Genomic DNA, 23,037 nt, shown 5'->3' with positions numbered 1-23,037 from the left:
TCCTCGCTACGCTGTGCCGAACTCCGTGATGAACGCATGGCGCACTTCCGGGCCAATTCGGCCGGCCCTCAGCCGGTGAACATCTCCGCCTCCTGGCCCATCACCGCGATACGACGGCCCTTCATGTCTCCCACCTGCGCGACCGCTTCCGCCCACTCCGGGCTCGCGAGGGCCGCCTTCAGTGCCTCCGGCGAGTCGAAGCTGAGCACGGAGATCCCGTCCCAGCCCTCGGAGCGCTGCTCCAGAGCCTGGTCGATCGCGGTGTGCCGCCACGCCCGCAGTCCGGGCAGGCGACGGGTCAGCTCCGCGTGGTCGCCGCGCCACCAGTCGATGAACTGCGTGTGCGTCCACTCGGGGGGCCCGGCCGCCAGCAGGACGAGGTTGTACATGGCTGTTCTCCGTAGGTGGTCGGTCAAGACGGACAAACGAGAAGAGGTGCGAGGGGGCGAGGGGCGGTTTTCAATCGAATCGGATCTGAGACGACCTGCCGATCAGCAGACGCTTCAGCCGCTTCCCCTCCACCCGGCCGGCCGCGACGAAGCTCGCCTCGGGTACGCCACCGCGGCGTACCTCGCCGAGGAACAGCTCGTCCCGGCCGAGCGTGGTCGCGGACAGCAGATGGTGGGTGCGGGTGCCCCGTTCACGCTGTTCGAGATAGCCGACCAGCGCGGACCGGTCGCCGGCGAAGTCGGTCGCTTCACCGTCACCGGTGGAGAACAGGATGGAGAGCGAGAAGTCGTCGCTGATCAGGTCGAGGATCCTGTCCGGCTCGTCGCTGTCGAGGATCTCGAACCATGCGGTGAGGAAGGGCGCCGGTGCCGTGGATGTGTCGGTCATGTGGACTTCCTTCTCTGCTGCTGCTCCGGCAGGTCGATGAGGTCGTACGTCGTGGTGAAGTACGACTGGTAGCGGGCCATCCGTCCCTCGGGCGTGACAACAGCGGCCGACAGGAAGGACCCCACCGACTTCCCGGACTCGGTCACGACCCCGTACACGGTCTCCAGATCACCGTCGCAGCTGTGGCGGAGGATCTTGTGCTCCCTGTCGACGGCGTTGCGGCCGGCGACGTAGGCGGCGAAGTCGGCCTTGGACCGTCCCGTCACCTCGCCGCTCGGCAGGACGATGAGGAAGCGGAATTCCGGTACGAGGAGTTCGAGGGCCCGCTGGGGGTCGCCGCTGTCCATACGGGCCATGTAGGCGGGCAAGACGCTGGTCATGGGGTGGTCCTTTCGCTGGGGGCCGTCGCGGACAACTCCTGCCGCCGGGGTGGCTGTCAGTCCCGGCCGGGCGGGGTGAAGAAGTCGCCCTGCGACTCCCAGCGGCCGTTCTTGACGATGACCTTCTGCAGGTCGCGCGTGCCGAGGTGGCGATCGGGGCCGTAGTTGAGGACCGGCCCGACGCCGGTGTCGACATGGCGTGCGTTCTGGTACGCCTGGGTCAGGGACTCGCTGGTGACGGGCCCGTCGATGGTCTTGGCGACCTCGACGAAGGCCTTCGCCGCCTCCCAGCCCCACAGGGTGATGAAGTCGGCCGGCTGCCGCCGCTCGTACTTCTCCATCGCCGTGCGGAACTCCTTGATGGCCGGGTCGTCGTCGTTCGGCGACTTGACCAGTTGCAGCGCCTTGAGCCCTTCGGTCGCCGTGCCCCCCAGCGTCAGCGTGGCCTGGGCCGCCACAGGCGCGTAGCCGTACGTGGGGGCGGTGGCTCCTTGGAGTCTCGCCTCCTTGAGGTAGGACGCGGTCTCCGCGGCGGTCAGGATCAGGACGACGGCGTCGGGCCCGGCGGCCTTGACCTTGCGGATCACCGGGCTGTAGTCGGTGGTCTGGTACTTCACCATGAGGCGTTCCACCTGGGCCGCCGGATCGGTCTTGCGAGCCGCGGGGCCGACCACCTTGGCCACGTTCACGAACGCTTTCGGGTCGCTGTGCACGACGAGCACCTTCTTCGCCCCGTCCCGTGTCACCCAGTCCCCGAGCGCGACCGCCTGGTCCTCGTAGAGGGTCTGGAGACCGAACAGGCCCTCACGCGCCGGTTCGTACCAGGAGGCGTCGCCGCCCAGCGTGTTGAGGACCGGCACCTTCGACTGCTCCAGCACGAAGGGGAAGGTGGCCTGGGACTGGGACGTACCGTTGGCCGCGACGATCGCCACGACCCCCTCCTGGTCCACGAGCCTGCGGGCGATCTGAACGGTCTGCTGCGGATCGTTGGCGTTGTCCTTGACGATCCAGTCGATCTTGCGTCCGTTGATCCCACCGCGTGCGTTGACCGACTTGAAGTACGCCTCGGCGCCGGCTCGCTCGGGGATTCCGAAGGAGGCCAGGGGCCCCGTGAGCGGGTACCACGCACCGATTCTGATGACCTTGTCGTTCCCTGCCGCCGCCGCGGGGCCTCCGGTGTCGCAGGCGCTCGCCAGCAGGGCGAACGTCGCGGTCAGCGCGGCGATGAGCGAGCGTGTCGTGCGTCGTCGCATGACCTCTCCTGATCAACCTGAGTTCAATTCAGTTCAGGGATTTTAATCCGGGAGAAACACGCCTGGCAATGGTTGGTCACCCGCGCGATCGCCTCGATCCGGACGGGATGCACGGGCGCACGACGACGCGGCCCCCGACGGATGTCCGTCGGGGGCCGCGAGGTGCTTGACCGAGCGCTGCTAGGAAGCCACCATCCGTACGCAGGCGCCCTCGATCAGCTCGCTGATCTCGGCGAGCGGTGTCGGTCCCGACGGTCGGTACCAGCGCCAGACGCTGACGATCAGGCCGAGCACGCCCGCGCCGAGCAACTGCGCGTCCCGCAGCGGGAACGCACCCTGGGACATGCCCTTCACCAGCAGGTTCGTCCAGTCCCTCTCGACGACCTGGACCAGCTGGCGGGCCGCCACCCGCTCGGCCTCCTCGCGCTTCGAGCGGCGGGAACCCGAGAGCAGGTCCATGTGGCTCTGCAGGATCCGCATCTGCAGAACCTCATGAGGGGAGACCACGTAGGCCGCGCGCACCGCGGCCCGCAGCGCCTCTACGGGGTCCTCGACGTCCGCCGTCGCCTCGGCGAACCGTTCGTGCGAACGCTCCAGTTCGAGCCGCATGATGGTGAGCAGGCAGTGCGTCTTCGACTCGAAGTAGTGATACAGGGCGGTCTGTCCGATACCGACGCGCTCCGCCACGGTCGACCACTTGGTGGCCTCGAATCCGGCCTCGCCGAAGCAGTCCACAGCGGACGTGAGAATGGCCGCACGCTTCGACCGGGGCCCCGCGTCCTGTTCAACGAACCTTGCCATCAATGCTCTCCTGGCCGTCACCCACCGTGGTCGTACCCGAGAGTAAACCCAAATTGAACTCAGTTGCCAATCGGCGGCTCGATTCCTACATGCGCTCCAGAACGGCGGCGTTGGCCATGCCGCCTCCCTCGCACATCGTCTGGAGACCATAGCGGCCACCGGTCCTGCGCAGCTGGTGAACGAGTGTGGTCATGAGCCGGGCGCCGGTCGCGCCGAGCGGATGTCCGAGCGCGATCGCCCCGCCCGAGGCGTTGACCCGCTCACGGGGAGCGCCGAGCTCCTTCTGCCAGGCAAGGACGACGGAGGCGAAGGCCTCGTTGATCTCGACCAGGTCGATCCGGTCGAGAGCGAGGCCGGCCCTGTCCAGAACCTTCTCGGTCGCGGGGATCGGCCCGGTCAGCATGTGGATCGGGTCGGATCCGACCACGGCCATGCTGTGCACCCGCGCCAGCGGCGTCAGGCCGTGGTGGCGTACCGCCGCCTCGGAGGCGATCAGCAGCGCGGCGGCACCGTCGGATATCTGGCTGGAAACGGCGGCTGTCAGCCGGCCGTCCTCGGTGAGGGGCTTCAGGCCCGCCATCTTCTCCAGCGTGGTGTCGGCGCGCGGGCCCTCGTCGGCGGTGAGCCCGAAAGCCGGGACGATCTCGTCGTCGAAGTCCCCGGCCGCCTGGGCCGCGAGTGCCCGCTGGTGGCTGTGGAGCGCGTACCGCTCCATGTCCTCGCGGGAGATCCCCCACTTCTCAGCGATCAGTTCGGCCCCGCGGAACTGCGACACCTCCTGGTCGCCGAAGTGCTCGCGCCAGCCGTCGCCCGCGTACGGGCTGCCCGCACCGGCCTGCTCGCCGAGGAACATCGGGCTGGCGATGGGCACCAGGCTCATCACTTCCACGCCGCCCGCCACGACGAGGTCGGCGGCGCCGGAGCCGACCGCCTGGGCGGCGAAGTGCACGGCCTGCTGCGAGGAACCGCACTGACGGTCGATGGTGGTGCCGGGAACGTGCTGGGGCAGTCCCGCCGACAGCCACGCGGTGCGCGCGATGTTTCCGCTCTGCGCCCCGATCTGGCTGACGCAGCCGAAGTACACGTCCTCCACCGCGTCCGGGGCGACGCGGGTGCGCTCCAGCAGCGCGCGCAGTACATGGGCGCCGAGGTCGGCGGGGTGGACGCCGCTGAGTGCGCCCTTGCGGCGGCCGACAGGAGTGCGTACGGCTCCGACGACGAAGGCTTCCGGCATGGTGGGCTCCCTTGGTACGGGTACGAGGTCAGTGGGTGGACGTGGTGCGTGTGAAGTCCGGCGCGCGCTTGCCGAGGAAGGCGGCAACCCCTTCACGGCCCTCGTCCGAGGCGGCAGCGGCGGCCAGGGTCCGTGCCTCACGGTCCAGTTGGGGGCCGAGGTCCGAGGTCAGCCCGGCGGCGACGAGCCGGCGGGTCGCGCCGAAGGCGGCGGTCGGTCCGCGGCTCAGGGTCTGCGCCGTGCGTACGGATTCGGCCAGGACGTACTCGGCGGCGACGACGCGGCTCACCAGTCCGAGCGCGGCGGCTTCGGCGGCCGGTACACGACGGTTGGTGAGCAGCAGGTCGAGCGCCCGCTTCGGGCCGATCAGGCGCGGCAGGAACCAGCTCACCCCGGCGTCCGGGGAGTATCCGATGCCGGTGTACGCGGCGGTGAACGAGGCGTTCTCGGCGGCGACCGTGACATCGGCCGCCGCTGCCAGACCGATCCCGGCGCCCGCGACCGCGCCCTGGACGGCGGCCACCAGGGGCGCGTCGATCGCGGCGAAGAGGCGCAGGGCTTCGTGGAGCGCGTCGGTGACCGCGACGAGGTGCTTCTCCAGTGCCTGTCCAGACAGTTGGGAGAATTCCCTGAGGTCCCCGCCGACGCAGAAGGACTTCCCTTCGGCGGTGAGCAGGACGGCCCGTACGGCCGCTCGCTCGCAGGTCCGTGCCGCGTCGAGGAGTCCGCGTGCCGTTTCCAGTCCGATGGCGTTGCCCGCCTCGCCCCGGCTCAGGGTGATCCGGGCGAGGCCGTCGTCGTGGATCTCGACTCCCACCGCGCGTACGGTCATCGCGCGGTCCATCCGCCGTCGACGGTCAGGACCTGTCCGGTGCAGTACGTGGAGGCGTCCGAGGCGAGGTACAGCAGCGCACCGTCGAGTTCCTGCGGGTCACCGCCGCGCCCCAGCATGGTGTTGCGCCCGACCCAGCGGCCGGAGCGCTCGTCGCCGAACAGTTCCTCGGTCATCTCGGTGCGGAACCAGCCGGGGGCGAGCGCGTTGACGCGTGTGCCGCTGTGGCCCCACTGGCCGGCCAACTCGCGGGTCAGGCCGATCAGTCCGGCCTTGGACGCCGCGTAGCTCGCTCCGCCGAGGGGGTACGCGGAGACCAGGCCGAGGATCGAGGAGACGTTGATGATGCTCCGGCGCACGGGCCCGGCCGCCTGTGGTGCGGGTGCCTCGGCAGTCAGCCTGGCCAGGTGGAACGGCGCGATGAGGTTGACGCCGAGCACGTCGGCGAACGCGTCCGGTGGCTCGTCCTCGGCGCGGGTCTCACCGGGGATGGCCGCGTTGTTGACCAGGATGTCGATACGGCCTGTGGTGGCCAGGGCGGATTCCGCCAGCCGCTCGCGATCGGCCTCCGCGGCGACGTCGCAGGCGAAGGGGTGGATGCGCGCGTCACGATCGGCGAGTTCCTTCAGCCGGTCGATACGGCGGGCGGCGGCGAACACGGTGGCCCCGGCCTGCGCGAGGACGGTGGCGAACCGGGCGCCGAGCCCGGCGGAGGCACCGGTGACGACGGCCGTCCTGCCCTGAAGCGAGAACAGTTCGGCGGCGGGCCGCGGGGCGCTCATTCGTCCACTCCGATGGGCAGTGCGGTCGCGCCGCCGTCGAGTACAAGGGTCTGGCCGGTCATCCACGACGAGGCGTCGGAGGCCAGGAAGAGCGCGGCGTTCGCCACGTCCTGCACCGTGCCGAGGCGCCGCATCGGCAGCTTGGCGGTGAGGATCGGCTCGCGGACCTCCCACACCGCACGCGCCAGCTCCGTCTTGATCAGTCCGGGGGCGATGGCGTTCACCCGTGCGCGCGGGCCGAGTTCGAAGGCGAGCTGCCGGGTCAGGTGCAGCATGGCGGCCTTGGTGGCGTTGTAGTAGCCGATGTGCGGATCGACGATCAGCCCTCCCACGGAGGCGATGTTGACCACCGCTCCCCCGTGCTCGGCCATCCAGGCGCGCCAGGCGTGGCGGGTCCAGGCGATCATGCCGTACTGGTTGACGCGTACGGTCTTCTCCGCGCGTGGCAGGTCCAGGTCGATGAGGTCGCCGTGGTACGGGTTGGTCGCCGCGTTGTTGACGAGGATGTCGAGACGGCCGAAGCGGGTCATGGTCTCCTCGACACAGGCCTCGGCCTGGTCCGGTTCGCCGGCGTTGGCGACCACCGTGTGGATGTCGCCGTCGCCCCTGGCGCGCTGCAACTCCTCGCGTGCCTGGGCGAGTCCGGACGGTTTGCGGGCGGCGATCACGACATGCGCGCCGGCCGCCCGGTAGGCGGTGGCGATACCGAGGCCGATGCCGCGGGATCCGCCGGTGATGACGGCGACCTTGCCGTCGAGGGTGTTCGCGCCGTCGGTGCTCACGCCGCTCCTGCTTTCGTGTCGGTCCTGTGCTGCCCGGTGGGCCGGTACTTGGCCAGTTCCTGGCGGGCCACGGTCCGCAGATGCACCTCGTCGGGGCCGTCGGCGATCCGCAGCGCGCGCGTGATGGCGTACAGCCGGGCCAGTACGGTGTCGTCGCTGACGCCCGCCGCTCCGTGTGCCTGCACGGCGCGGTCGACGACCTGATGGGCGACCTGAAGGGCCGACACCTTGATCGCGGCGACCTCCGTACGGGCGGCCGCGTTGCCGACGGTGTCCATCAGCCAGGCCGACTTGAGGACGAGCAGCCGCAGTTGCTCGATGTCGATACGGCTGCGGGCGATCCACTCACGGACCACGCCCTGCTCGGCGAGGGGGCCGCCGAAGGCGACGCGCTCGGTGACGCGTTCGCACATCAGCCGCAGGGCCCGCTCGGCGAATCCGACGGCGCGCATGGCGTAGTGCATACGGCCCGGTCCGAGCCGCCCCTGCGCGAGAGCGAACCCCTCGCCCTCCCCGCCGAGAATGTTCGCCACCGGTACCCGGACGTCCTCGAAGAGCACCTCGCCGTGACCGCACCGGTCGGTGTAGCCGAACATCGGCAGGTCGCGCAAAACCGTGACGCCGGGGGTGTCACGGGGAACGAGCAGCATGCTCTGCTGCCGGTAGGTGGGCGCGTCCGGGTCGGTCTTGCCCATCAGGATGATCAGCCGGCAGTCGGGGTCGAGGATCCCGGAGGTGTACCACTTGCGGCCGTTGACGACGTAGTGGTCGCCGTCGCGGGTGATACGGGTGCGGATGTTGCGGGCGTCGGAGCTGGCGACCTCGGGTTCGGTCATCGCGAAGCAGGAGCGGATCTCTGCCGCCAACAGGGGTCTGAGCCAGCGTTGTTGCTGTTCGGGGGTGCCGTACAGGGCGAGCAGTTCCATGTTGCCGGTGTCGGGCGCCGAGCAGTTGAACACCTCGGGACCGATGATGGAGCGCCCCGCCAGCTCCATGAGTGGCGCGTACTCCAGGTTGGTGAGTCCGGCGCCCCAGTCGCCGTGCGCCAGGAACAGGTTCCACAGGCCCTCGGCGCGCGCCTTCTCCTTCAGCTCGGTCATCACCGGCGGCAGCGCGTGCGGGTCGTCCGCCTCGGCGAGCTGCCGGTCGTAGACGGCCTCGGCGGGGTAGACGTGCTGGTCCATGAACGACCGCATGCGGCCTTGGAGTTCGCTCGCGCGAGGCGAGTATCCGAAATCCATGTGTGCTCCTTGACGGGGGTGGGGTGGCCGGTGCGGGTCAGCCGAGGAGGTCGCGGGCCGTGCGGATCACCGCGGCGATGGTCGGCGGCAGCCGCTCCTGGTCCGGGTCGTGGTGCTTGCCCTCGCGGTGCCGGCGCAGGTTGTGGCCCATGATCGCGGCCATCTTCATGCGGCCGAGGGCCCGGAACCAGTCCATGGCGGGCAGGGCCGGCCCGCCGTCGGCGTACGCGTCGAGCAGTTCGGCCTCGGTGGGCAGGCCGGGTACGGCCCGTCCCAGCTGAGGGAAGTTCCGGTGGTCGGCGAAGAGCAGGAACCACCCGAGGTCGGTACGCGGGTCGCCGACGCTCCAGATCTCCCAGTCGACGACGGCGCTCGCGCGCTCACCGACGCACAGCACGTTGCCGAGCCGGAAGTCGCCGTGCAGCAGCACCGGCGGCAGCGCCTCGGGCGGGTCGTCGGCCAGGCGCGCCAGCAACGTATCGCTTCCCGGCCGCAGTTCGGCCGGGACGGCACGCATGGTGCGGCTCCAGCGGTCCAACTCCCCTGCCGGGTCGAGTGGTTCAGGGGCGTCGAGGCCGGGGGTGCGGACGTCGGTGTCGTGCAGCCGCCGGAGCACGGTGGCGATCCCCAGCATCCGCGTCCGTGCCGTGGCGGGAGGCACCTCGGGTGTGTCGAGCACGGGCTCGACGGCCTCTCCGGCGGCGAACTCCATGGCGAACCAGGCGGGTTGGGTCTCGTCGACCGCCACGAGGCCCGGCACCGGCACCGCCGGCCCGGCGAGCGCCCTGAGCACGCGGGCCTGGCGCAGTACATCGTTGCGCCCGATGGGCCGCTGCCCCGGAGGCACGGCCTTGACGACATACGTCAGGTGACCCGCCGTCACCGAGTAGGTCAGTCCCGAGTGTCCGCCCGGCAGGGGGCGCAACTCGCCCATGGGTGCGCCGGGGTGCAGGCGGGCGAGCTGCCGGTGGACCCGCGGCGTCAGTTCGGCGACGGGTGTGGCCGTGCTCATCGGGCCGGCTCCTTCGGCAGGCCGAGCACCCGCTCGGCGAGGATGTTGCGCTGGATCTCGTCGGTGCCGCCCGCGATGCTGTAGCCGGGCGCGCCGAGCAGGTGCTCGGTCCAGGCGTACGTGCCCCACTCCCCCGTGTCGGCGACGAGCCGGGCGCCCAGCAGTTCGGAGACGAGGGCGCTGGTGCGGCGCATGGTCTCGGTGGCGTACAGCTTGCCGACCGAGGCCTCCGCGCCCGGTTCGCGTCCGGCGACGAGGGAGCCGGTCACCCGCAGCCCGATCAGGCGCTGCACCAGGGCCCGTACACAGAGGTCGGCCACCCGCTCCCGCTCGCCGCCGGTGAGCGGCCGGGGCAGATGCCGGGCCAGGTCGATCGCCCGGTCGGCGTTGTCCAGGCCGAGGTTGCCGGAGTCGAGCCGTTCGGCGGCCAGCACGCTCAGCGTGACCTGCCAGCCCTCGCCGACCGGGCCGAGCCGGTCGGTGTCGGGGACGACGACTCCGTCGAGGAACACCTCGCTGAAGCTGGCGCCGCCGGTCATCTGCCGGATGGGCCGTACGGTCACACCGGGCGCGTCCATGCGGACGAGGAAGACCGTGATGCCCGCGTGTTTGCGCACCTGGGGGTCGGTGCGGCAGACCGCGACACCCCAGGTCGCGACGCGCGCCCCGGAGGTCCACACCTTGTGGCCGGTCAGCACCCAGTTCTCACCGTCGCGCACCGCCTTGGTGCGCACGCCTGCGAGGTCGGATCCGGCCTCGGTCTCGGAGAACAGCTGGCAGGCCAGCTCGTCGGTGCGCAGCAGGGGTCGCAGCCACCGCTGCTTCTGTTCCGGCGTTCCCCAGATGCCGATCGCGGGGGCGACGAGCTGCCGTGTCACGGGGAAGATCTCGGTGCGGTGCGGTACGTCGAAGGCCGCTTCCTCGGAGCGGTAGAGCTGCTCGTAGTACGCGGGCAGGTCGCGGCCCCCGTACGCGGCCGGCCAGTTGAGCGCGCCCCATCCCGCGTCGTACCGGGTGCGTTCCCACTGCTGGGTGCGGACGGTGTGCTCGCGCTCCTGCTCCTCGGTCCAGTTCTCGAAGACGGCGACCGAGTCGGAGCCGCTGCCCCACTCCAGGTCCGCGGCGCGCGGCCGGGCCACCGTGGCGAGCCAGCGCCGGGCCTGGGCGCGGAACTGGTCGGGCTCCGGGATACCGCTCACTTCCAGTACACCTTCCTTCAGCGGGACAGCACCGTGCAGGCGCTCACGCCCGGCGCGCCGTACACATGGGTGAAGCCGACCGTGGGTGCGCCGGGGACCTGGCGTTCACCGGCCCGTCCGCGCAACTGCTGGACGATCTCGTGGACCTGGCGCAGCCCCGAGGCGCCGATCGGTTCGCCGTTGGCGATGCAGCCGCCGTCGGTGTTGACGGGGAGCGCGCCGCCGATCTCCGTGGCACCGGAGGCGAGCAGCCGCTCCTGCTCGCCGTCCTCGCAGAACCCGCACTCGGCCAGGTGCATGACCTCGGCCCCGCTGTCGGTGTCCTGCAGCTGGCAGACGTCGATGTCGCCGGGGCCGACGCCGGCCTCTTCGAAGGCTGCTGCCGAGGCGTCGCGGCTGACGCTGGTCAGCTCACCGCCGGGGATCCAGGGGCTGAACACCTCGAACGAACCGAAGCGCCGGGTGCGTACGGCCGCCGACCGCAGCGTGACCGACGGTCCTTCCAGGGTGCGGGCGACCTCACGGGAACAGAGCACCAGTGCGGCGGCGCCCGCTCCCGGCGAGCAGTACATGTAGCGGGTCAGCGGATCGCTGACCATGGCGGATTCCAGGATCTCCGCGGCGGCCAGCGGTTCGCGACGCCAGGCCTCGGGGGTCAGGGCACCGTTCCGGTACGCCTTCTCCGCGACCAGCGCGAGCGTCCGTGGCGTGATTCCGTGATCGTGCATATAGCGCTGGATCTTCATGCCGAAGAACTGTGTGGTCACCATCAGCCCGTCGCTGCCGTACTCCTGACCCAGACCCCAGTCCTCGGGGCGCGGGTCGAAGGCGCCGCGCGGATGTTTGTCGAAGCCGACGGCGAGGACGACATCGGCCATGCCGGAGCGGATCGCGTTGACCGCGGAGACCAGCGCGCTGCCGCCGGTCGCGCAGCCGTTCTTGACGTTGACGAACGGCAGCCCGGTCAGGCCCAGTTGGGCCACCAGTGTGTCGGCGAGCCCGGCGCTGTCACTGCCGCCGAACGCGGCCCGTACGCGCGGCCATTCGATCCCGGCGTCCGCGAGCGCGGCGTTGACCGCGCCGACCGCCAACTGGCGGCCGTCGGCCGCCGGCCGGCCGAACGGGGTGCGGCCGGCCCCGCAGATCAGGACGTCGTCGCTCATGCCGGCTCCTGTGCGGGCCGGGCACGGGGGACGCCGTCGCCGGCGCTCACCGTGAGCGGCATGCCGATCCGGACCTCGTCGAGGTCGTCCACGTCGAGTACGGCGGCCACCCGTACGTCATGCGCCAGCTCGACGTAGCCGACGGCGAACGGCACGAAGCCGCCGGGCGGTTCCCTGTACGGGGGCGACTTGGGCGCGTACCGCTGCACCGTCCAGGTCCACAGGGTGCCCGCGCCGGACAGGAGCGCCGGGTCGGCCGGCCCCCCGCAGCGCGGGCAGGTGCCGTCCGCGGGGTAGACGGCCACCGGGCAGCGGGGGCAGCGTGAGCCCTGGAGCGCGGCGGCCGGAGTGTGCGGACACGTGGCCTCGGCGGCCGGGTTCCGCGGACGCGTGGTCATCGGGGTCAGCGCCCCCGCCACTTGGGTTCGCGCTTCTCCAGGAACGCCGAGACTCCCTCGGCGGCGTCCTCGGAGTTGAGCGCGACGCCCACGGCGAGATGCTCCATCACCATGAGCGACTGCGTGTCGGCGTCCAGGCTGCGGTCGATGGTCATCTTGGTGAGCCACATCATGAACGGGCTCTTGTCGGTGAGGTCCGCGATGAAGTCCTCGACCGTCTCGTCCAGCTTGTCGGCCGGGGCCGACTTGTTGATCAGGCCGAACTCGGCGGCCTCGACGCCCGACAGCAGCTTGCCGGTGAGCATCAGCTCCTTGGTCTTGCGGATGCCGATCATGCGCGGCACCCGGTAGATCGGGCCTGCTCCGCCGAACAGTGAGCGGCGGATGTGGAAGTCGCCGATCTTGGCGTCGTCCGCGGAGATCGCGAAGTCGCAGGAGATCATGATCTCGAAGCCACCCGCGGTGACATGGCCCTCCAGGACCGCGACGGAGGGGGTCTTCATCGAGTACAGGCGGTCGCACACCTTCGCGGACTTGACCGCGACGTCGATGGCGTTCGACTTGCCGATGAACTCGGCCTTGAGGCTGTCCAGGTCGAAGCCCGAGCAGAAGGTGCCGCCACGGCCGCGGACCACCAGGACCCGTAGCTCGGGGTCCTCGTCGACCTCGGTGATGATCTCGTCGAGCCGGTCCAGGATCGGGACCGTGACGCAGTTCTTCTTCCACGGGCGGTTGAGCCAGACGCGGGCGACGTGGCCGTCGCGCTCGAACTGGATCTCGTCTTCCACTGCCATCTCTGATCCCTCCGGTGCAAACTGAACTGAATTCACTACGAGTCTGCGGAGCTGGTGATTCACTGTCAAGTACCGGATCGAAATCGGTTCAGGAGACACACGGTGACAGCGGACCTCACCGGTCGCCGTCGTCCGCCGGGATGTCGACGAGTACCTTGACCCGCCGCGCGTCGCGGACGTCGTGCAGCCCCGCGACCGTGTCCGCGAGGGGGATGTGGTCGAGCCAGCCGTCCGTCGGGAAGCGGCCGGCGGCCATGTGCGCGATGACCCGCTCGAAGACACCGCCGGGATACGCCTCGCAGCCGAGCAGGGCGAGTTCGGCCAGGCGTACGACGGAGGCGTCGATGACGACCGGGTCCGAGTAGAGGGCCACCATCACCACCGGGGCGCGGGCGGCCAGGGACCGGATCGCGGCGTTCAGCGCGTCGACCCGGCCCGAGCACTCGATCGCGGCGTCGACACCCCGGCCACGGGTGTGCCGCATCACCTCCTCGGCCACGTCGACCGCGCCCGGATCGAGGACACGGGCGCCGTGCCGCCCGGCCGCCGCACGGCGGGACGGCGAGGGCTCCGCCACGAGCACGTCGTCGACCCCGTTCGCCTTCAGCGCGAACAGCGCCCCCATGCCGACCGCGCCCGCGCCGGACACCAACGCGCTTCCGCCGCCGGGCACTTGAGCCCGCTCCACGGCGTTCAGGGCCACCGCCATCGGCTCCACCAAGGCGCCCTGCTCCAGCGGGAGCGCGTCGGGCAGCCGGAACACGGAGTCCTCCGGCACGACCACGTACTCGGCGAGTCCACCGCCGGGAGAGGTCACCCCGATCGCCGCCAGGGCCGTGCACAGATGGGACAGCCCCTCGGTGCACCGCGGGCACAGTCCGCAGGTGCGGATCGGCCGTACGCACACCCGGTCGCCGGGCGCGGCCCGCTCGACCCCCTCGCCGCGGGCGACCACGGTCCCGGCGAACTCGTGCCCCAGGGTCTGCGGCAGGGTGGCCCCGGTCAGCGGGTTGGGCTCGTGCGTGGCGCGCGGCGCCTCGAAGTACTCGTGCACATCCGTGCCGCAGATCCCCGCGTGCGCCACGCGGATCTTCACCTCACCCGGCCCCGGCTCGGGTTCGGGCATCTCCTCGATCCGCAGATCCTTGGTTCCGTACAGCCTGGCGGCCAGCATGGCTCCTCCTGGGAATCGCGCGCATCCGACACATCCGACCCCCATGACATTGCCACCAAACTGAACTGACTTCAATATTTTCCTTGAGACTCATACCTACTTCGGTTCAGTATGGAGAGCGTCCCGTACTCACCTTCCCCACCAGGGAGAACACTTCATGTCCGACATCTCCCGTCTCGGCATCGTGGGCTGCGGCCTCATGGGTTCCGGCATCGCCGAGGTCGCCGCGCTGCGCGGACTCGACGTCACCGTCGCCGAGTCCGCACCCGGACTCGCCGCCGCCGGCCGCGAGCGCGTCACCGCCTCCCTGGACCGCCGACTGCGACGCGGCACACTCACCGAGGCCGAGCGCGACCAGGCCCTGGCCCGGCTCACGTTCACCCACGACCTCGGCGATCTGGGCGACCGCCAGTTCGTCGTCGAGGCCGTCGCCGAGAACCGGGAGGTGAAGGTCGAGATCTTCCGTCAGCTGGACAAGGTGGTCACCGACCCGCAGGCCGTCCTCGCCACCAACACCTCGTCGATCCCCGTCGTCGATCTCGCCGTCGCCACCACCAGGGCCTCACAGGTCGTGGGCCTGCACTTCTTCAATCCCGTGCCGGTACAGCGGCTGGTCGAGGTGATCCCCGCCCTCACCACCGGCGCCGACACCCTCGCCCGCGCCCGTGAGTTCGCAGCCCGGCGACTGGGCAAGGAGGTCATCCAGGCGCCCGACCGCTCGGGTTTCGTGGTCAACGCGCTGCTGGTGCCGTATCTGCTCGCCGCGATCCGGATGGTCGAGTCCGGCGCGGCCCGCCCCGAGGACATCGACAGCGGCATGGAGCTGGGCTGCGCCCATCCGATGGGGCCACTGCGGCTGCTCGACCTCATCGGCCTGGACACGGCGCAGGCGGTCGCCGAGTCGATGTACGAGGAGTTCAAGGAGCCGCTGTACGCCGCGCCCCCGCTGCTGCGGCGGATGGTCGCGGCGGGGCACCTGGGACGGAAGAGCGGCCACGGGTTCTACGCGTACGACGCCTGAGCGCTCCTTGCCCGCTCAGGCCGCTGACCGGGGGGCGAGACCGATGAGTTCGGCGAGCCGGGCACGGTGCCGGGCCGCGGTGCCGAACAGCACCTCGCTGCTGCGGGCCCTGCGTACGTAGAGGTGTGCCGGGTGCTCCCAGGTGAAGCCGATCCCGCCGTGCAGCTGGACGTACTCGGCCGTCGCCAGACGGAAGGTCTCGGAGCAGACCACGGACGCGGCGCTCGCCGCCACCGGCAGCCGCGGGGAGGCGAGGGCGACGCAGGCGGTCGCGTACGCGGCTGCCGAGCGCGCCGCTTCGAGGGCGACCAGTACATCGGCCAGCCGGTGCTTGACCGCTTGGAACGATCCGATCGGTCGCCCGAACTGGTGGCGCTGCGCGAGGAATTCGGTCGTGGCGTCCAGTGCGTGGGCGCTGCCGCCGACCTGTTCGGCCGCCAGTGCCGCCCGCCCGGCGTCGAGGGTCGCGGTCACGTCCCCCGACTCCCCCACGAGCGTGACGGGCGCACCGCGGAACTCCACCCGCGCCTGGCGGCGCGTCTCGTCCAGGACGCGGTGCGGTGCACGCCGGCAGCTGTCCGCGTCCGGCTCGCAGGTGAACAGCCGTGCCCCGTGGGGGGTTTGGGCCCGGACGACGACGAGACCGGCATCGGCACCGTCGAGTACGAAGTCCGCCGCACCGCGCAACACCCAGCCCGAGCCGCCCTGTTCGGCCGTGACACCGGGTTCGCCCTCGTGGAAGGCGGCCACGGTGGCGGTGAGTGTGCCCTCGGCGATCCGTGGCAGGAAGCGCTCGCACGCCTGCCGGTCGCCGCTGTTCAGCAGGGCCTGCGCGGCGAGGACCACCGTGGGGAGCAGCGGCGCGCAGTACAGCGCCCGTCCGGACTCCTCCAGCGCGACGGCGAGTTCCGCGAAGGTGAAGCCGGATCCGCCGTACTCCTCGGGGATCGCCAGGCCGTGCACCCCGATCTCGCCCGCGAGCCGCGCCCACAGCTCCTCGTCGTATCCGCGCGGGGTGGCGAGGTGTTCGCGTACCTCCTCGGGCCCGCTCGCCTCGGCGAGGAAGGAACGCAGGACCCCTCGGAGTTCCCGCTGTTCCGCTGTCTCGGACAGCAGCTGGGGGTCGATCTCGGGGTGATGGGGGTGCATGGGCGCTCCTTCATTCTCGTGCTGGTGCTCGTGTCGCGGACGGCGATGGGCGGTCATGCTTCCTTCCGCATGCGCTCCGTGGCGGTGGCCGCGGCGGTCAGCCCGAACACCAGTGCCGAGGCGAGACCGCCGGCGTAGGCGCGGTGCCACAGACCGCCGGTGTCCGATCCGGCCGCGAGGAGTCCGCGCAGCGGCCGGCCGTCCTCGCCCAGCACCCGGGCCCGGTCGTCGACGCGCACGCCGTGGAACGGGAAGGTGATGGCCGGCTCCGTCTCGATGACGTAGTACGGCGGTTCGTCCAGCGGCAGGCGGTCCAGTGCCCGGCCCGGTGCCAGCTCGCGCCCGGCCGTGGCCCGCTCGTTGAACAGCTTGACGGCGTCGCGGACGCGCTCACCGTCGTATCCCCATTCCTCGGGCAGGTAGGCGAGTTCGTCGAGTTCCTCGGCGAGTCCGACGCGGCCACCGCGCTTGCTCGCCAGCGCGAACTTGTCGACGGCGACGGCGCCTTCGACGTAGCTGCCGACGATCCAGTCGCGGAACACGCGGGCATCGGCGATCAGCAGCCCCCGGCCCTCGGGCTGGTCGAGGAGGGCGTTGGCCGTGAGGTGGTCGCCCAGCGTCTCGTCGGTGAACCGCTCGCCGCGCAGATTGAGCAGCAGCGCGTGCTCGCTGTAGTACAGCGACATGTCGACGAAGTCCGCGGGGTCGGCGAAGGGTATGCCACTGGGGATGAGGTGGCCGTAGAAGCCGGCGTCGTCCCCGCCCGTGGCCGCGCCGGCCTCGGTGGCCAGACGGTAACCTCCGCCGCGGCTGTGGGGGTTGGAGCGCAGCTCCATACGGTCGGCCCGCGGGTGCACGTGGGCGGTGCGCAGGGCCGGGTCGCCCTGGAATCCGCCGGTCGCGATGAGCGTGCTGCGGGCGCGCACCTGTCGCCGCGTGCCGTCGGCCGCCCTCAGCTCCGCTCCGAGGACCACACCGTGCTCGACCAGCAGCCGTTCGGTATCGGTCCTGACCAGCACCTTGCCACCGGCTTCGGCGATGACGCGCCGGCAGGTGTCGAGGTAGTGGTTGGTGTCGAACTGGTGCCCGCGGCCGAAGCTGAGGACGCGTTGTGCGTCCTTGGCCTCGACGCCGAGGGAGCGGATCCAGGAGATGCCGTCGGCGAAGCGGTCCACCAGCGCCCGCTTGAGCGCGACGTCCCCGCCGGGATTGTGCCGGTCCATCAGCTCATGGCTGGGGGCGGTCCACGCGTAACCCGCGAAGCGTGCCGAGCCACCGACGTCCGCGGCGATCTCGACGACCGTGACGGACAGCCCGTCGCGGACGGCGCGGGCGCCGGCGGTCAGCCCCGCCATCCCCGCACCGATGATCAGCAGGTCAACGTCTTCCGCGTGCATGCCAGTTCCTTCCGGCTTCGAATCGACTCTCCGGCGACGAACACCGGACCCCGTGGTGCGGCTGACGGGCGTCGCCTCAGCCCTGTGCGGCGGTCGCCGGAACGCCGTCCTGGCCGTCGAAGTAGGCCTGTTCGGCACGGGCGAGGAACGACGGGTCGGCCGGCTCACCACGGACGGCCATACGGCCCTCATGGAGCACGACCACCTCGTGGGAGGCGGACGCGGCGCGGCCCAGCGACTGTTCCAGCAGGACGACCGTCATGCCCTCGTGGGCGAGACGGCCGAGGCGGCAGTACACCTCGTCGACCATCGCCGGGGAGAGCCCGAGCGCCGGTTCGTCGACGATCAGCAGGTCGGGGCACGCCATCAGGGCGCGGGCGATCGCCACAATCTGCTGCTCGCCGCCGGAGAGTCCCGCGGCGGGCACGCCCATCCGGTCGCGCAGCCGCTGCGGCAGCCACTCGGCCGTCTCCGCGAGCCGCGCCCGCAGGGCCGCCCCCTTGATGCCCGCGGCGTAGGCGGAGACCTCCAGGTTCTCCTGGAGGGAGAGCGTCTTGAACAGCGCGCGGCCCTCCGGTACGAGGGCGGCGCGCACGTCCTTGTCGGCCGTGCGCCGGCCGCCCGTGGGCTCAAGTGCGCCGTGCGCGATACGTCCCAGGGTGCTCTTGCCCGCGCCGTTGGCGCCGACGACACCGATCACGCTGCCCCGCGGGATGGTGAGGTCGATCCCGCTCAGGGCGGTGACACCGCCGTAGGTGTGGTGGACGCCGTCGAGTCGCAGAGCGGTGCCCGCAGTGCCGTCGCGCGGCGGCAGGGCGTCCAGCGCACCGCCCTTGCCCAGGTAGGAGGAGCGCACCCGTGGATCGTCCAGGATCTTGCCCGGCTCGCCCTCCCCGATCGGCCGGCCGAAGTCGAAGGCGACCACGCGGTGGGCGACGGCGAACAGGTCGTCCAGAACATGGTCGATGATCACGACGGCCGTGCCGCGCTGTTGCTGCCGCACGATCTGCCGCGCCAGCAGGGTGCGTTCGGTGGCGTCGAGGCCGCCGAACGGTTCGTCCAGGATGAGCAGTTCGGGTTCCTCGGCGAGGGCCCTGGCCAGGTCGAGCCGCTTGTGCAGGCCGAAGGGCAGCTCGGCCGGGTATCGGTCGGCCACGTGCGCGAGGCCTGTCTGGTCGAGGAGTTCGACGGCTCTGGCCCGGTGCTGCGCCGTGATCCGGCGGTGGGTGCAGAGCACGTTCTCCAGGACCGTCAGTTCCGCGAAGACCTCGGCGTGCTGGAAAGTGCGCCCGATGCCGAGCGCCCGGCGGGCGGTGGCCCGGGTCTTCAGCAGAGACTCGCCGTGATAGCGGGCGTCGCCGGACACCCGCCCGACGCCGACGAGCCCCGACAGGACATTCACCAGCGTCGTCTTGCCGGCACCGTTGGGGCCGATGATCGCGAGGGTCTCGCCGGCCCGTACCGATATCGAGCCGCCCTCCAGTGCCTTCAGACCGCCGAACGTGACCGCCACATCGTCAAGTCGCAGCACTTCCGCGGTGGTTGGCGCGGGTGGGGGCGGCACGGGTGCCGGGCTCTCCTCGGGCAGTTCCACCGCGGCGGCGGGCTGCGCCGCGGGCCGCCTGAGCAGCCGGCGCGCCATCCGCCCGAGGAACGGCACCACGCCGCCGGGCAGGAAGAGCAGCGCGGCGATGAGCACAACACCTTGCAGGATCGGCTGCGGCACCCCCGCGCTCTCGGCGGCCGTCGGTGCCCAGGTCAGGTAGGCGCCACCGACGACCGCGCCGAGCAGTGTGCCGGCACCGCCGAGTACGCACGCGGCGATCAGCGAGGTCGCCAGCACCAGCGAGAACGGCTCCGGGCTGACGAATCCGACGACCAGCGCCAGCAGAACACCCGCCACCGAGGCGAACGCGGCACTGACCGCGAAAGCGAGCGCCGACTGCGCCTCCGGCGCGATGCCGACCGAACGCGCGGCCATCGGGTGGGACTTGGCCGCGACAAGACGCATCCGCAGGGCGCTGGGCCTGGCCAGCACCGCCACCGCGAGCGCGATCCCGGCCACGCCGACCGCGATGTACTGGGCCTGCGTCCCGGCGCTGGCCAGCGTGCCGAGGCCCAGGGCGCTGTGCAGCTTCTCCATCGGGATGCCCTGGTCGCCGCCGGTCACGCTGGTCCACTGGCCCATCACCTCCATCGACACCATGGCGAACGCGAGGGTGAGCAGGGCCACATAGAGCATGGAGAACCGCGCGCCCGCACTCCCGAGGAACGCCCCGAGGGCGGCGCCGCACCCGACCGCCGCGACCACGACCAGTTCCAGGGACCAGTCGTGCGTGCTGCCGTACGCCGCGAAGTAGGCGCCCAGGGCGAAGAACGCGGGATGGGCGATGGACCAGATGCCGGCCCAGCCCGCGAGGAGACCGACCGAGAGGACAAGGACGGTGTAGACGGCCGCGATTCCCACGGAGTACGCCTGGTAGGGCGGGATGACCCCGGCGCCCAGTACGGCGATGAGTGCGGCTGCGGCGAGCGGCCCGAGCGCCGCCTTGGCGAGGTTGGTACGACTGACGACGGACATGGACCGCTCCCTCAGACCCGCTGGAACGTGCGCTCGCCGAACAGCCCCTGGGGGCGGATCAGCAGCACGAGGATGGTGAACGAGAAGACAAACGTGTCGCGATAGCCGGCCGAGACGTAGGTCGCGGCCAGGTTGTCCAGGACGCCGACCGTGAGGCCCCCGATGACAGCGCCGTACATGCTGGTCAGGCCCCCGAGGAAGATCCCGGCGAAGGCGCGGAAGAGCGGTGCGCCGAGCACGGCGGGCATCAGTCCGGACCGGGGGGCGTAGAGGAAGGCGGCGAGCGCGGCCAGGCCGAGCCCGAGTGCCCAGGCGATGCGGGCGATGCGCTGCGAGCCGAGACCGAGGATCTGCGCGGTGTCGGCCGACTCGGCCACGGCGCGCATGGCCGATCCGATGGTGGTCCGTCCGAAGAGGTAGGCCACCAGTCCCATGGCCACCGCCGCGACGGCGATGGTCAGCAGACTCTGCGTCGGTATCGCGGCGACGCCGAACGAGACGGATCCCTCCACCAGGCTCGGGAAGAGCCGTGGTTGGTCGTCCCAGATCGTGCTGATGACGCTCTCCGCGATGAGCGAGACGCCCATGGTCATGACGAGCGCCGCGAGCAGGTCTCCCTGGGCGAGCGGCCTGAGCACGGTTTCACGGGTGCCGAGGCCGACCACCACGGTCACGGCGATCGCGGCCACGGCGGCCAACAGCAGCGGCAGGCCGCTGTCGTGGAGCGACAGCGCGGCGTAGAGGCCGACGGTCGCCAGACTGGCGAGCGCGAAGTTGACCACATCCGTCGCCCTGTAAATGATCACCAGCCCGAGCCCCATCAGGCCGTACACCGCACCACTGGCGAGACCGCTCACCAGGACGAGCAGAAGCTGATCCACGTCGACCGTCTCCTCGCGCCGGGCGCCCACGCGCCCCGCACCTCGGCGCCACCTTCAGCGCGCTGCAAACTGAATTCGATTCATGGACCGTAGGCATTCCCGGCCCGCACAGGCAAGACCTGTGCGCGAGTCGATTCGCGCACCGCGCCGAACGCGGGCGGAAATCCCGCCCCCAGGGGCCGTTCAACCGGTGAAACGCCCTCCGTTGGCCAGCAGCACCGCGCCGACCAGGTTCGCCGCGTCCTCACTCGCCAGGAACAGGACGATGTCCGCGATCTCCTCGGGTGTCGCGTACGGACGCACCCTCGGGTCGGCGAATCCGCCGCGCAGCGCGGCGGGCGTACGGGCCGCCATACCCGTCTCCGTGGGGCCGGGCGCCACGACGTTCACCCGGATTCCCGAGGCGATGACCTCCTTGGCGACGGCCTGACTCATCGCGTGGACGCCCGCCTTGGACGCCGCGTAGTGGGGGTAGCCGACGGGTGTGTCGAAGACCGACGAGGAGCCGACGACGACGATCGCACCCGCCCCGACCGGGCGCATCGCACGTACGGCCGCGCGCAGCACATGGAAGGTGCCGTCCAGATTGATCCGCATGACGCGCCGCCAGGCGGCGTCCCCGAGCCGGTCGGTCACCTCCGGCTGACGGCCCTCGACCAGTGCGTCCGCGATCAGCTGCTTGGCCTCCGGGTCGTCGACGCCGGCGGCGTGCACCAGGATGTCGAGCCGCCCGAACCGTCGCACGACCGCCGCGACGGCGGCGTCGACCGCGGCCGGGTCCGACACGTCGAGGGCGACCGCGTGCCCGACTGCCAGCTCGTCGGCGACGCCTTCGACGGCCCCGGTGTTCACATCGGCCAGGACCACGGACCGCGCCCCCTCACCGGCCAGTTGCCTCGCGACGGCCGCGCCCATGCCCGAGCCGGCCCCCGTCACCATCGCCACCTTGCCGTCGAACCGGCCCTCCGGCGTTGTGTCGTTCATCCCTCAACTCCCTCGACCACACCCTGATATTGAACTGACTTCGTCTCTGTTATCGTGCCGGACCGCCGACTGACAAGAGCCTGGAAGGTGTCTATGCGAGCCATGAGACTGAACGCCTGGGGACGGGAGCCGATGCTCACCGAGGTCGAGCGGCCCGTCCCCCGCGACGCCGAGGTGCTGATACGTGTCGAGGCCGCCGGGCTCTGCCACTCCGATCTCCATGTGGTCGACGCGGCCGCCGGCGCACTGCCCTACCGTCTGCCGTTCACCCTCGGCCATGAGGTCGCCGGGCACGTCGCGGCCCTCGGCCCCGCTGCCGACGGCACGGCGATCGGTGAGCGCGTCGTGATCCACGGGCCGTGGGGCTGCGGGTCGTGCGGGCGGTGCGCCACAGGCCGGGACAACTACTGCGACCGCCGCGGCGCTCTCTCCTGGCACGGAGTCGGTCTGGGCCGGGACGGCGGAATGGCCGACCACGTCCTCGTCCCGTCCACCCGGCACCTGGTGCCGATCGGCGACCTCTCGGCCGACCAGGCGGCACCGCTCTCGGACGCGGGGCTGACCTCGTACCACGCCGTCGCCGGACTGCGGCACACCCTGGGCGAGGGCAGCACCGCCGTGGTCATCGGCATCGGAGGGCTCGGGCACCTGGCCGTCCAGATCCTGCGCGCGACCACGGCGAGCCGTGTCCTCGCGGTCGACATCCGCGAGGAAGCACTGGCCCTCGCGGACCGGTCCGGCGCGCACTTCGGCACCCTGCTGCGCGAAGACACCGCTCGTGTGCTGCGGGATCGGGCCGGCGGCGTGGGCGTGGACGCCGTGCTCGACTTCGTCGGTGACGCGGCCACTCTGGAGTTGGCCACCGCGACCCTGCGGCCGGGCGGGGAACTCGCGGTGGTCGGCAGCGGCGGCGGTCAACTCACCGTACGCAAGCCGGGTTTCCTCCCTCCGGGCTTCCGGCTCTCGCTGCCGTTCTGGGGCAGCCGCCCCGAGCTGGCCGACGTCATCGCGCTGGCACGCTCAGGGGCGCTCCGGGTCGAGACGGACCGCTCCCCGCTGTCCGCCGCGCCGCAGGCATTCGACCGGCTGCGGCGGGGCGGGGTACGAGGCCGACTCGTACTGGTGCCGGACTGAAGGGCGGG

At 71.2% G+C, this 23,037-nt stretch carries 23 protein-coding genes; 2 read left to right on the top strand and 21 right to left on the bottom strand.

Going from position 1 to position 23,037, the window contains the following annotated elements; genetic code table 11:
• Positions 1 to 68: 68 nt before the first annotated feature.
• From ACIBLA_RS16970 to ACIBLA_RS16895, 16 genes are all read right to left on the bottom strand, one after another.
• On the bottom strand, positions 69 to 389 hold the full coding sequence (locus tag ACIBLA_RS16970) for an EthD domain-containing protein (protein ID WP_363239785.1): 321 nt from the start codon (positions 387 to 389) through the stop codon (positions 69 to 71).
• A gap of 70 nt (positions 390 to 459) precedes the next feature.
• Positions 460 to 837, bottom strand: coding sequence for a hypothetical protein (locus ACIBLA_RS16965; RefSeq protein WP_363239786.1), 378 nt, complete (start codon positions 835 to 837; stop codon positions 460 to 462).
• Positions 834 to 1,217, bottom strand: a complete 384-nt coding sequence (locus ACIBLA_RS16960; protein WP_363239787.1) for a nuclear transport factor 2 family protein — start codon at positions 1,215 to 1,217, stop codon at positions 834 to 836. Before ACIBLA_RS16960 ends, ACIBLA_RS16965 begins: the two co-directional genes overlap by 4 nt.
• Positions 1,218 to 1,273: 56 nt before the next feature.
• Entirely contained in the window at positions 1,274 to 2,470 is a 1,197-nt protein-coding gene (locus tag ACIBLA_RS16955) for an ABC transporter substrate-binding protein (RefSeq protein ID WP_363239788.1), read from the bottom strand.
• Positions 2,471 to 2,650: 180 nt separating this feature from the next.
• Positions 2,651 to 3,271, bottom strand: a complete 621-nt coding sequence (locus ACIBLA_RS16950) for a TetR family transcriptional regulator (protein WP_399199008.1) — start codon at positions 3,269 to 3,271, stop codon at positions 2,651 to 2,653.
• Positions 3,272 to 3,356: 85 nt separating this feature from the next.
• Positions 3,357 to 4,505 (bottom strand): acetyl-CoA C-acetyltransferase, encoded by a 1,149-nt coding sequence (locus tag ACIBLA_RS16945; RefSeq protein ID WP_363239791.1) that lies wholly within the window; start codon positions 4,503 to 4,505, stop codon positions 3,357 to 3,359.
• A 28-nt stretch (positions 4,506 to 4,533) separates the two neighbouring features.
• Positions 4,534 to 5,337, bottom strand: coding sequence for an enoyl-CoA hydratase-related protein (locus ACIBLA_RS16940; RefSeq protein ID WP_399199007.1), 804 nt, complete (start codon positions 5,335 to 5,337; stop codon positions 4,534 to 4,536).
• Complete coding sequence (locus tag ACIBLA_RS16935) at positions 5,334 to 6,119, bottom strand: SDR family oxidoreductase (RefSeq protein ID WP_363239794.1); 786 nt, start codon at positions 6,117 to 6,119, stop codon at positions 5,334 to 5,336. Before ACIBLA_RS16935 ends, ACIBLA_RS16940 begins: the two co-directional genes overlap by 4 nt.
• On the bottom strand, positions 6,116 to 6,901 hold the full coding sequence (locus tag ACIBLA_RS16930; RefSeq protein WP_363239795.1) for an SDR family oxidoreductase: 786 nt from the start codon (positions 6,899 to 6,901) through the stop codon (positions 6,116 to 6,118). The genes ACIBLA_RS16935 and ACIBLA_RS16930 overlap by 4 nt, the downstream gene beginning before the upstream one ends.
• Positions 6,898 to 8,142 carry an acyl-CoA dehydrogenase family protein gene (locus ACIBLA_RS16925; RefSeq protein WP_363239796.1) on the bottom strand — a complete coding sequence of 415 codons (1,245 nt, stop codon included), beginning with the start codon at positions 8,140 to 8,142 and terminating at the stop codon, positions 6,898 to 6,900. Before ACIBLA_RS16925 ends, ACIBLA_RS16930 begins: the two co-directional genes overlap by 4 nt.
• 37 nt (positions 8,143 to 8,179) lie before the next feature.
• A complete protein-coding gene (locus tag ACIBLA_RS16920) occupies positions 8,180 to 9,154 on the bottom strand; it encodes a phosphotransferase family protein (RefSeq protein WP_363239797.1) in 975 nt (324 codons plus the stop codon).
• On the bottom strand, positions 9,151 to 10,353 hold the full coding sequence (locus tag ACIBLA_RS16915; protein WP_363239798.1) for an acyl-CoA dehydrogenase family protein: 1,203 nt from the start codon (positions 10,351 to 10,353) through the stop codon (positions 9,151 to 9,153). The genes ACIBLA_RS16920 and ACIBLA_RS16915 overlap by 4 nt, the downstream gene beginning before the upstream one ends.
• A 17-nt stretch (positions 10,354 to 10,370) precedes the next feature.
• A complete protein-coding gene (locus tag ACIBLA_RS16910) occupies positions 10,371 to 11,516 on the bottom strand; it encodes a thiolase family protein (RefSeq protein WP_363239799.1) in 1,146 nt (381 codons plus the stop codon).
• Positions 11,513 to 11,914, bottom strand: coding sequence for an OB-fold domain-containing protein (locus ACIBLA_RS16905; RefSeq protein ID WP_363239800.1), 402 nt, complete (start codon positions 11,912 to 11,914; stop codon positions 11,513 to 11,515). Before ACIBLA_RS16905 ends, ACIBLA_RS16910 begins: the two co-directional genes overlap by 4 nt.
• A 5-nt stretch (positions 11,915 to 11,919) precedes the next feature.
• Entirely contained in the window at positions 11,920 to 12,708 is a 789-nt protein-coding gene (locus ACIBLA_RS16900) for an enoyl-CoA hydratase/isomerase family protein (protein WP_363239801.1), read from the bottom strand.
• Positions 12,709 to 12,823: 115 nt separating this feature from the next.
• A complete protein-coding gene (locus ACIBLA_RS16895; RefSeq protein WP_363239802.1) occupies positions 12,824 to 13,882 on the bottom strand; it encodes an alcohol dehydrogenase catalytic domain-containing protein in 1,059 nt (352 codons plus the stop codon).
• Between the two features lie 157 nt (positions 13,883 to 14,039).
• Here ACIBLA_RS16895 and ACIBLA_RS16890 point away from each other — a divergent pair, with 157 nt between their 5' ends.
• The gene (locus ACIBLA_RS16890; RefSeq protein ID WP_363239803.1) at positions 14,040 to 14,903 is read left to right on the top strand and encodes a 3-hydroxybutyryl-CoA dehydrogenase; all 864 of its coding nucleotides are present in this window, start codon (positions 14,040 to 14,042) and stop codon (positions 14,901 to 14,903) included.
• Positions 14,904 to 14,918: 15 nt separating this feature from the next.
• Here ACIBLA_RS16890 and ACIBLA_RS16885 read toward each other — a convergent pair whose 3' ends face one another.
• From ACIBLA_RS16885 to ACIBLA_RS16865, 5 genes are all read right to left on the bottom strand, one after another.
• Positions 14,919 to 16,052: an acyl-CoA dehydrogenase family protein gene (locus tag ACIBLA_RS16885; protein ID WP_363239804.1), complete on the bottom strand. Its 1,134-nt coding sequence runs from the start codon at positions 16,050 to 16,052 to the stop codon at positions 14,919 to 14,921.
• Between the two features lie 53 nt (positions 16,053 to 16,105).
• On the bottom strand, positions 16,106 to 17,449 hold the full coding sequence (locus ACIBLA_RS16880; protein ID WP_363239805.1) for an FAD-binding protein: 1,344 nt from the start codon (positions 17,447 to 17,449) through the stop codon (positions 16,106 to 16,108).
• A 76-nt stretch (positions 17,450 to 17,525) separates the two neighbouring features.
• The gene (locus ACIBLA_RS16875) at positions 17,526 to 20,030 is read right to left on the bottom strand and encodes an ATP-binding cassette domain-containing protein (RefSeq protein WP_363239806.1); all 2,505 of its coding nucleotides are present in this window, start codon (positions 20,028 to 20,030) and stop codon (positions 17,526 to 17,528) included.
• Positions 20,031 to 20,041: 11 nt separating this feature from the next.
• Positions 20,042 to 20,911 (bottom strand): branched-chain amino acid ABC transporter permease, encoded by an 870-nt coding sequence (locus ACIBLA_RS16870; protein WP_363239807.1) that lies wholly within the window; start codon positions 20,909 to 20,911, stop codon positions 20,042 to 20,044.
• 183 nt (positions 20,912 to 21,094) lie between these two features.
• Complete coding sequence (locus ACIBLA_RS16865) at positions 21,095 to 21,895, bottom strand: SDR family NAD(P)-dependent oxidoreductase (protein ID WP_363239808.1); 801 nt, start codon at positions 21,893 to 21,895, stop codon at positions 21,095 to 21,097.
• A 102-nt stretch (positions 21,896 to 21,997) separates the two neighbouring features.
• Between ACIBLA_RS16865 and ACIBLA_RS16860 the strand changes: the two genes are divergently transcribed.
• Positions 21,998 to 23,029: an NAD(P)-dependent alcohol dehydrogenase gene (locus tag ACIBLA_RS16860; protein ID WP_363239809.1), complete on the top strand. Its 1,032-nt coding sequence runs from the start codon at positions 21,998 to 22,000 to the stop codon at positions 23,027 to 23,029.
• The last annotated feature ends 8 nt before the right edge of the window (positions 23,030 to 23,037 follow it).

Origin of the sequence: Streptomyces sp. NPDC050433, from assembly GCF_044458565.1 — a bacterium.
GTDB lineage: Bacteria > Actinomycetota > Actinomycetes > Streptomycetales > Streptomycetaceae > Streptomyces.
Note: the sequence above shows the minus strand (reverse complement) of the source record. Positions and strands in the feature narration are given on the sequence as shown.

Coding starts and splice junctions, on each gene's coding strand:
- ACIBLA_RS16920 (WP_363239797.1), bottom strand. CDS start 9,154: ATGAGCACGGCCACACCCGTCGCCGAACTGACGCCGCGGGTCCACCGG.
- ACIBLA_RS16965 (WP_363239786.1), bottom strand. CDS start 837: ATGACCGACACATCCACGGCACCGGCGCCCTTCCTCACCGCATGGTTC.
- ACIBLA_RS16955 (WP_363239788.1), bottom strand. CDS start 2,470: ATGCGACGACGCACGACACGCTCGCTCATCGCCGCGCTGACCGCGACG.
- ACIBLA_RS16905 (WP_363239800.1), bottom strand. CDS start 11,914: ATGACCACGCGTCCGCGGAACCCGGCCGCCGAGGCCACGTGTCCGCAC.
- ACIBLA_RS16945 (WP_363239791.1), bottom strand. CDS start 4,505: ATGCCGGAAGCCTTCGTCGTCGGAGCCGTACGCACTCCTGTCGGCCGC.
- ACIBLA_RS16950 (WP_399199008.1), bottom strand. CDS start 3,271: ATGGCAAGGTTCGTTGAACAGGACGCGGGGCCCCGGTCGAAGCGTGCG.
- ACIBLA_RS16895 (WP_363239802.1), bottom strand. CDS start 13,882: ATGCTGGCCGCCAGGCTGTACGGAACCAAGGATCTGCGGATCGAGGAG.
- ACIBLA_RS16940 (WP_399199007.1), bottom strand. CDS start 5,337: ATGACCGTACGCGCGGTGGGAGTCGAGATCCACGACGACGGCCTCGCC.
- ACIBLA_RS16900 (WP_363239801.1), bottom strand. CDS start 12,708: ATGGCAGTGGAAGACGAGATCCAGTTCGAGCGCGACGGCCACGTCGCC.
- ACIBLA_RS16910 (WP_363239799.1), bottom strand. CDS start 11,516: ATGAGCGACGACGTCCTGATCTGCGGGGCCGGCCGCACCCCGTTCGGC.
- ACIBLA_RS16890 (WP_363239803.1), top strand. CDS start 14,040: ATGTCCGACATCTCCCGTCTCGGCATCGTGGGCTGCGGCCTCATGGGT.
- ACIBLA_RS16935 (WP_363239794.1), bottom strand. CDS start 6,119: ATGAGCGCCCCGCGGCCCGCCGCCGAACTGTTCTCGCTTCAGGGCAGG.
- ACIBLA_RS16860 (WP_363239809.1), top strand. CDS start 21,998: ATGAGACTGAACGCCTGGGGACGGGAGCCGATGCTCACCGAGGTCGAG.
- ACIBLA_RS16925 (WP_363239796.1), bottom strand. CDS start 8,142: ATGGATTTCGGATACTCGCCTCGCGCGAGCGAACTCCAAGGCCGCATG.
- ACIBLA_RS16970 (WP_363239785.1), bottom strand. CDS start 389: ATGTACAACCTCGTCCTGCTGGCGGCCGGGCCCCCCGAGTGGACGCAC.
- ACIBLA_RS16875 (WP_363239806.1), bottom strand. CDS start 20,030: ATGTCCGTCGTCAGTCGTACCAACCTCGCCAAGGCGGCGCTCGGGCCG.
- ACIBLA_RS16960 (WP_363239787.1), bottom strand. CDS start 1,217: ATGACCAGCGTCTTGCCCGCCTACATGGCCCGTATGGACAGCGGCGAC.
- ACIBLA_RS16885 (WP_363239804.1), bottom strand. CDS start 16,052: ATGCACCCCCATCACCCCGAGATCGACCCCCAGCTGCTGTCCGAGACA.
- ACIBLA_RS16880 (WP_363239805.1), bottom strand. CDS start 17,449: ATGCACGCGGAAGACGTTGACCTGCTGATCATCGGTGCGGGGATGGCG.
- ACIBLA_RS16865 (WP_363239808.1), bottom strand. CDS start 21,895: ATGAACGACACAACGCCGGAGGGCCGGTTCGACGGCAAGGTGGCGATG.